This window comes from Mesorhizobium sp. M4B.F.Ca.ET.143.01.1.1 (assembly GCF_004792275.1).
In the GTDB taxonomy this organism is placed as follows: domain Bacteria; phylum Pseudomonadota; class Alphaproteobacteria; order Rhizobiales; family Rhizobiaceae; genus Mesorhizobium; species Mesorhizobium abyssinicae.
On the sequence record NZ_SRSR01000381.1, the window covers coordinates 1 to 279 of the forward strand.

The 279-nt window shown below is 64.5% G+C and carries 1 protein-coding gene; it reads left to right on the forward strand.

The window, feature by feature from the left end; genetic code table 11:
* Window positions 1-279: acyl-CoA dehydrogenase family protein (locus EN786_RS37435; protein WP_189524410.1), on the forward strand; the 279-nt coding region annotated here is incomplete at both ends.

Sequence of the window (279 nt, forward strand, 5' to 3'; positions counted from 1 at the left end):
AAAGCCTCCGGTCGAAAAGGCCGGGCTGACGCTCGGCATGGGCATGACCGAGAAGCAGGGCGGCACCGACGTCCGCGCCAACGTCACCAGGGCCGAGCGGGCCGGCAGCAGCTTCTATCGGCTGACCGGCCATAAATGGTTCATGTCAGCGCCGATGTCGGATGCGTTCCTGGTGCTTGGACAGGCGCCGGAAGGACTTTCGTGCTTTCTCGTTCCCCGCATTCTCGGCGATGGTTCGGGCAACGGCTTCCGCTTCCAGCGGCTGAAGGACAAGCTCGG